5 protein-coding genes are annotated in these 7408 nt (G+C 47.1%); 2 read left to right on the forward strand and 3 right to left on the reverse strand.

Annotated elements, in window-relative coordinates; all coding sequences use genetic code 11:
• Positions 1-45: 45 nt before the first annotated feature.
• From IT291_11195 to aroC, 3 genes are all read right to left on the reverse strand, one after another.
• Positions 46-1275: a site-specific DNA-methyltransferase gene (locus IT291_11195; protein MCC6221794.1), complete on the reverse strand. Its 1230-nt coding sequence runs from the start codon at positions 1273-1275 to the stop codon at positions 46-48.
• Positions 1276-1367: 92 nt separating this feature from the next.
• Positions 1368-2903, reverse strand: coding sequence for a hypothetical protein (locus IT291_11200; protein ID MCC6221795.1), 1536 nt, complete (start codon positions 2901-2903; stop codon positions 1368-1370).
• The gene (aroC, locus tag IT291_11205; GenBank protein MCC6221796.1) at positions 2875-4017 is read right to left on the reverse strand and encodes a chorismate synthase; all 1143 of its coding nucleotides are present in this window, start codon (positions 4015-4017) and stop codon (positions 2875-2877) included. The genes IT291_11200 and aroC overlap by 29 nt, the downstream gene beginning before the upstream one ends.
• Positions 4018-4365: 348 nt before the next feature.
• Between aroC and IT291_11210 the strand changes: the two genes are divergently transcribed.
• Positions 4366-5688, forward strand: a complete 1323-nt coding sequence (locus IT291_11210) for a response regulator (protein MCC6221797.1) — start codon at positions 4366-4368, stop codon at positions 5686-5688.
• Between the two features lie 306 nt (positions 5689-5994).
• Entirely contained in the window at positions 5995-7248 is a 1254-nt protein-coding gene (locus IT291_11215; GenBank protein MCC6221798.1) for an ATP-binding protein, read from the forward strand.
• Positions 7249-7408 lie beyond the last annotated feature (160 nt).

A 7408-nucleotide genomic window follows, 5' to 3' on the forward strand; every position in this document is an offset into this window, starting at 1 on the left:
AGCAACTATAAGGTCAGTAATTTAAGGTGACCGTTCAGGCTCCACTTAATGGCGCTGTAGCAGGACGATTCGATTGGTGTTCGTGCCCATGGCACCGTTTGCGACGCCCCAGCAGTTAGCTGTCTTCGTGAAGGCCTGTTCGTTTACCATTACGCTGAGGCGGTTAAATGCAAGCCCTTCGGCGGCCTTCCAGACGAGCTGCTCGAGCAACACTTCACCGTTACGCACCTCTCCCACCTCGAAGGCGACATAGCCACCCGGGCGCAGAATGCGGGCTTGTTCGACTAGGACACGGCGAATCATTGCCGTCCACGCCTCTTCGGTTCGGTGCATGTCGATGGCGACCGTATCTGGGTCGATGCCAGCGAACCAGCAGCGCAGCCAGTTGTCGGTAGCATACTGCACGATGTCGAGGAACGGCGGAGACGTGACCGTGAGGTCGACCGAGGCAGTAGGTATTCCTGGGACAGCCCATGCGGCACAAGTATGCAGGCTGGATCGCACCTGGCTTGGCGCACACCCATCCCGGAGCAAGCTCTTCGACTTCTTGAGAATCACAGACACCACGTCCCGCTCCGGCGGCGAGATGCCCAGCTTCTCGTTAATTTTAAGTTGAGCTTTGACTGACACGGCTTGGTTTGGGGGCATTGAACGCCCAGAGAAGAAGCCCGGCGAATGGCCCGAGAGGCGATTAATTGCCACCATCCGAATCCAGTCTGCCACGGGGTCGATGTCGTTAGATCCGAGAGGCGCTCGCTCGGCAAGCCATAACCGTAAGGCTTCTAGCTTTTTTAGCGTCGCCGGGTGGTAGAATGCAAGTAGATCTTCGCGTTCAATCTCGCCCTGCGACCAATCAACCGATTTCAGCGCCACGGCGACGGCCTGCAAAGATATGGGGCGAAGCCTCGCGTAGGTCAAAAGGATCGAAAGAGGGTTTATGTCATTGCCAAAAGCCTGACGTCCCATCAGTGCCGCTTGTACTGGCGTCGTGCCTCGCCCCATGAAGGGGTCGAACACCACGTCTCCGGGCTTTGTTAATCTAGCGATGAAGAATTCCGGCAACTGCGCCTTGAAACAGGCGCGGTAGGAGATCTCGTGGATCGAATGCGCCTGGCGCTGCCCTGCCGTCCAGAACTCGTTGGTTAGATAAGGAATATTTCCAACCGTTTCGGCTACAGTGCGCTTACCGAAGCCATTGAACGCCAGAAGGTCGTCGATAAAGGTTTCCGCCGTTTCGGCAAACGCCTCGCAATCGAAGATGGAAAGCTGGTTCATTGTTCTACGGTATAAACTCCTTGATGCACAAATGCTTGCCAAAAGGCCTTAGCCAGGTGACAAAAGATAGATGCCACACGGAGCGCGATAGATCAATGGCGAAGATCGTTAAGCAAACTAGGCAATAGCCCGTCGAAATCGCCATTAGACATGATTACCACCAGATCTCCAGTTCTAAATTCCCCTAAAAGAAAATCTTTTATAGCTGTGGCGTTGCTCAATGCAAGAGCTTGGCCGCCGCGCTTTTTTATTATCTCTACCATTTGCTTTGCATCGAGAGTTTTAGCATCGCTCGCCGTATTGCTGTAAATAGCAGTGTCCTTCACTTCTGCGATTATGCTTAGATTCGCCTGGTCAAACGCTCGCTCGTAGTCTTGCTGAAAGCAAGATCTTCTGCTCGTATTGGAGCGCGGTTCAAAAACCGCAATCAATCTCCGATGAGGATAACTTTCTCGCAAACTCCTTAAAACCGCTCTTACGGCGGTTGGATGGTGCGCAAAGTCCTCCATTACCGTTATGCCATTAATCTCTGCAACTATGTCCTGACGCCTTGCTACTCCGCAAAAATGTTCAATGCCAGGTAGTATCTCGCACTCCGTTAAGCCCAGCTTTTTCCCTACAGCCGCTGCTGCAAGGACATTTAACGCATTGTATTCGCCTAACAGCCGCGTTGTCAGCTTTAGCGTCTCTCCATCTAAGCCTAGCTCCAGCGTTTGTTTCAATGCGTCGTTCTCGTTAACCTGACGGCGGCCTAGTAGTATAAAGTCGCAACTGTCCTTTGCCCCGTATAAAAATACTTTGGCCTTAACTGCACTGTTATCCATCCATTTATGAGCAAGCGAATTCAAGCGCTCTTCGTCGCCGCACGCTAAAATTATTCCATCCACCGGCATCTTTTCTACTAAACGCGAAAACTCAATTTCAATCTCCTCGACGTTCCTGTAAATGTCGGCATGATCGAATTCTAAACTCGTTACGACCAAAATATCGGGGCGATAGGAGTGAAATTTAGGCCACTTGGCAAAAAAAGCACTGTCATACTCATCCCCTTCCAAAACTACAAATCGCCTTTCTAGTGGCATAGATAAATCTATAGGCCGAATTGTAGACGGCAAATCTTTTACCACGCCGCCGACGAAATACCCTGGTCTGAAGTTAGCCTTATCGAGCATGTTAGCGATTAATCCGGTTGTAGTCGATTTTCCGTGAGTGCCGATTACGACTATCGATTTGCTACTGTGTGTCCTGTCGCCTATTAGAAGAGCCGCAAATATTTCGGGCATAGAGGCGTAGGGTAAGTTGTTGGATAGTGCGTAATGCGCTTCAGTATTGTTGGCACGAATGCTGTTACCAATGACTACTAAGTCAGGATGGGGTTTTAAATTGTTTTCAGAAAAGCCTTCAAAAAGTTCGTCGGCTAAATTCCTCACCACGTCGCCCATAGGCGGGTAAAAAGCTTTGTCGCTACCAGTAACTTTAAACCCTAACTGTTTTAGGAGAGCGCAAACGGCTGCAGTGCCAGCGCCGGCAATGCCGATTATATGGACATGGGCTCCGGGGCGAAGTTTAGAAATAGCGTTGGTTCTGGAAATACTGTTGTTATCTTGGATCGGAATTAGTGTTTGCACGTGATTTATCAGGCGATAAGCCGTAACTAAAGTTATTAATTGTCATAAAAGTTTCTCGAATGCCCTTGCTCGCAAGAAATTGCAACCACGCATCCACTAAGACTAGTGCCAACATAGACTCTGCAACTGGGACTGCCCTAATGGCTATGCAAGGGTCGTGTCTTCCGCGAGTCGAGATTTTTGCAGGCTGAAAGTTTACATCAATAGTTTGCTGTTCGCGGGCAATTGAGGCAGTTGGTTTTACTACAAAACGAACTACTATCGGCGCACCAGAAGAAATGCCACCCAAAATTCCTCCGTGGTTGTTGGATAAAAAACCATGTTCAGTCATCTCATCGTTCATCTCGCTGCCACGCAGCGCTGCCGCACTAAAACCCGCCCCTATCTCAATTCCCTTAACTGCCGGTATAGACATGATGGCAGCCGCAATAGCAGCATCCAATCTGCCAAACACGGGCTCGCCTAATCCTAGCGGTACACCTTCTGCCCACACCTCTACAATGCCGCCTATTGAGTCTCGCTCCTTTCTAGCCGCCTCGATTTCTGCAATAAATGCGCTTTCAACTTCCGGGTCTAGGCTTCTAACTTCGCTGCGTTCCACCTGCTCCCATGCAAAGGTTTTTGCTTTTGCCTTGCCAATTTGCAGAACCCCGCCCTTAATTCTAACTCCCACCAAAGCGAGAAGTTGTTTGGCAATTGCCCCCGCAATTACTCGCGCCACAGTTTCGCGTGCCGAGGAACGCCCACCACCGCGATAGTCCCGATGTCCAAATTTTCCAAAATACGTAAAATCGGCGTGTCCAGGACGAAAAAGTTCTTTAATTTCTTCATAGTCTTTAGATTTGACGTCCTGGTTAAAGACGACAAATGCTAGCGGCGCACCGGTAGTTTTGCCTTCAAAAAGGCCGGAGAGAATTTCAAATGAATCGGTCTCCTTTCGTTGACTTACCAGTTTAGATTGTCCAGGACGTCGGCGTTTAAGCTCGTTTTGAATAAACTCGATGTCAATTGCAAATCCAGCCGGGCAACCGTCTACTACCACACCCATGGCAGGGCCATGGCTCTCTCCAAAAGTCGCAACGCGAAAAAATGTTCCAAAAGTATTACCTAACATTCCACTTCTATCGTTCGTTTTTAAGCTGGTACAAGGCTAAAAGCATATATTCTATCAGTATCGAAGCGATTCAGATAGCTAACAATGCCATTCAAGAGACACACTCTAGCACCATAAAAGCTATTTCCCAACATGTCCTGCTAGTCTTAAGTGCTTTATTTGACTGAAGGTTTATCGCGCTATAGTCGCCTTAGGCTAAGGCCGCAATACATAGTTAGGAGAAAGAGCTAGTTTTTGGGCCGATTACTGCTAATGATCTTGGAATGGAGTTTGCAATCGATATTTTGCAATCGATATTGTGAGCTAAGGGGCGTGTCGCATTACGCGTCTTTTTGAGTTTTAAAATATATGATTTACGCTACCGTGATAAAGTCGACGTTTGGGGCGCCATCCTCTTCATCATCTTCTTGGCGCGATTTAGGCAGGGATAATTTAATAAAGCACGATTTTTCGGGGAAAACGGGTGCGACTCCAATAAACAAGAAGTCGGAGCTACGGATTCTAATAGTTGATGGCGATCGCGCTAGTTTAGCTTCTCTTTATCAGGGTTTAATGGCCACCAATGAGTCATATCACATTGGCTCGTCAAGTTCGGCTGAGGACGCGCTAAAAATATTGAGTCGAATTTCCATTGACGTCTTGGTTAGTTCGATGCGGCTTTCCGGTATGAGTGGATTAGAGTTGTTGCGGCAAGTTAGGAAAGTCTCGCCCAAGACGCGCTGCATACTGACTACTGAGATTGGCGAGAATGTAATCATTGACGACGAGAGCAAGTCTCACTTAGCAGCCTTGCTGCAGAAACCGTTTTCGATCGAAGCATTGGTAAACTACATTGAGCCGAACATTTCCTTTGCAACTGATATTGACGCCAAGCTTCACGATGTGAGTGTGCTTGACTTGTTTGAGGTGTATCTAAACCGCAAAGCAAAAGTTGCGCTAAAGGTAAGGTGTGGAAATACTACGGGGATGGTTTTGTGCAATGATGGTTTTATCGTTCATGCGGAGTTTGATTTTCAACGTGGCGCTGATGCGCTGGCAGCAATTATCATAGGTCGCAATACTAAGATTGAGGCTGGTTCTGATAGCGTTGATGTTATTTTCCGACGAGCGGCAAAGCAGCTTTTGGCGGTGGGAGTGGAAGAGTTGCGCCAGGCGAGATCCTGTAGCTCGCCCTTGGAACTCGTCAATTTGTTTAAAGCGACCGAGGTTGTTGCGTCTAATGCGCTGGGTATCGATAAGCCGTCTAGGGTTTTTGCGGCAGATAAGCCGGGTAAATGCGCTATTGGCTTAGATAGAGGAACGAAAGACACCTCGCAGATAAGCAAAATTTGTCGTGAGTTAAGAGATTTTACGCTCGACGAGCTAGTTTTGCAGCCAGAGGCTGAGTCTTCTGAAAGATCGAAAGATCGCATAGAGGATTTTTCGTCCAGAGATCTAATACTGCAAACCGAAGCTTCGGCGCCGGAGCATTTTAAAACGCCAAAGGTAGACGAAGAAAAGCTCGAGAAGGTGCGCCATTTGGTGGCCATGGGCATTGAGCATTTTCGCGCTCGAAGTTTTAAGAATGCACAGAAAGCCTGGCAGCTAGCTTTAGAAATAGATCCAGACTGCAAAGAGGCAAAAAACAACCTTAAAATATTAGAATCTCTCCCCAAACCGAAAACTTGCTAGGGAGTTCGCAGTTTCATTTCCCTTTAGCCCCTTTTAAGCTGCGAACTCCCTCCTTTTACGCGATGGTAGTTGAAGATAAGAAGAAGATAGAACCCGTAGAGCATGTTGTCGGAAGTTTGAGTTATACCATTTACAAAAAGTAAAATATTTAACTTACTTTTTGGAAACGGTATAGAGGCTAAGAGTCGCTATGATCCTAGCCTCTAACGCGTTTTGTCTCAGTTGAAAAGCAAGCTAAGTTATTAATTTATCTAGCCATTTCGTAATGTCCATTGACGCTTCTATTTTAACGGCTAAAATAGAAGTATGATTGAAAGACAATTATTTAAATGGTTAGAGCTGCAAAGGGAGCGGCCGCAAATATGTCAGCTCTATGGTTTGCGCCAAACTGGAAAGACTACGCTTATGAGGGCGTTTCTGGAGCGCCTCGAAAATGCTCACCTTTATTCTTTGCAGGATTTGGTAGCTCTTCGCCGCTATGAGCGGGATCCAGAGAGCTGGGTATTTGAGGTGGAAGATTTGTTGCGCGCTTCCAAAGATAAGACGTTAAATATTCTCGTCGACGAGATTCAGAAGATCGCGGAACTATTTCAGGCTATACAGGGTTTGTATGACGAACATAAGGGGCGGATAAAATTTTGGATATGGGGATCGTCAGCGCGAGCTGTTAAGCGAAAAAGGGCGGAAACTCTAGCGGGGCGGATAGTTAGTAAAACTCTTTGGCCTTTGGCTCAGGCAGAAATTTTCTCATCTTCGTCACTCGTTGGGGAGATTCTTAAATTAGACGCTACTTGTTTAAGTAGACCAAAGCCACGAGGGTATTTGCAAATTGTTGCAGATAAGTTTCTTACTCAATCGCTATTGCCCGAACCATATCAAGAAGTCGAACAAGGGCACGCCTTTGATTTACTAGAAGGATATCAAGCTACCTACCTAGAAAGCGAAATCCGCAGAGAGAATATCGTCTCCGATATAGGGGTTTTTGAGAAGTTTTTAGCGTTGGCTGCCTATTTCGATGGGGGAATAGTTAACTATTCCACTTTAGCCTCGCAGCTTGGCGTGAGTTACAATACGGTAAAATCTTATTATGGAATATTAGCAGACACTTTTGTGCTCACCGTGCTTCCAGCCTATAGTTTATCCCTGCGCGTGCAGCAGGTTAAAAGCCCGAAGATTTACTTTAGCGATACAGGGCTTGCTCGTTTTGTCTCAGGCAAACGCCATGTGCCGTCAATTAGCACGCCTGAATTTGGATTGGCTTTTGAGGGCTTTGTGATTAATGAAATAAGAAAACAGATCGAATATTCTGGACTTCCTTGGAGCCTTTTTTATTTGCGAACCAAGCAAGGCCGTGAAGTCGATCTAGTAGTGAAATCGACGGAGCGCACAGTAGCCATAGAAATAAAAGCCAAGGAAAAATTGACGGGAAGCGATACGGAAAACCTGCGCTACTTTCTTGAACATGAAAAGAATTTTTCGTACGCCATTGTAATTTCCCTTATGCCGGGCTGTGTAAAATTGGCCGAAAATATTTATAATCTGCCGGCGTGGATGCTGTAATGGTATTTGGAATGTAGGTCGGGTGTCACGTCCTAGTATCGGTTTGCCGACAAAAGAGTCAGGAATAGATGGAGACAGTAACGTCGGTAGTCAAGGAGCAAAAAATCATTACCGATTTAAAAAAACGATTATATCAGGGCGTTTTCTAAGAATATAGGTA

Source organism: Deltaproteobacteria bacterium (assembly GCA_020845775.1).
In the GTDB taxonomy this organism is placed as follows: Bacteria; Bdellovibrionota_C; UBA2361; order SZUA-149; family JADLFC01; genus JADLFC01.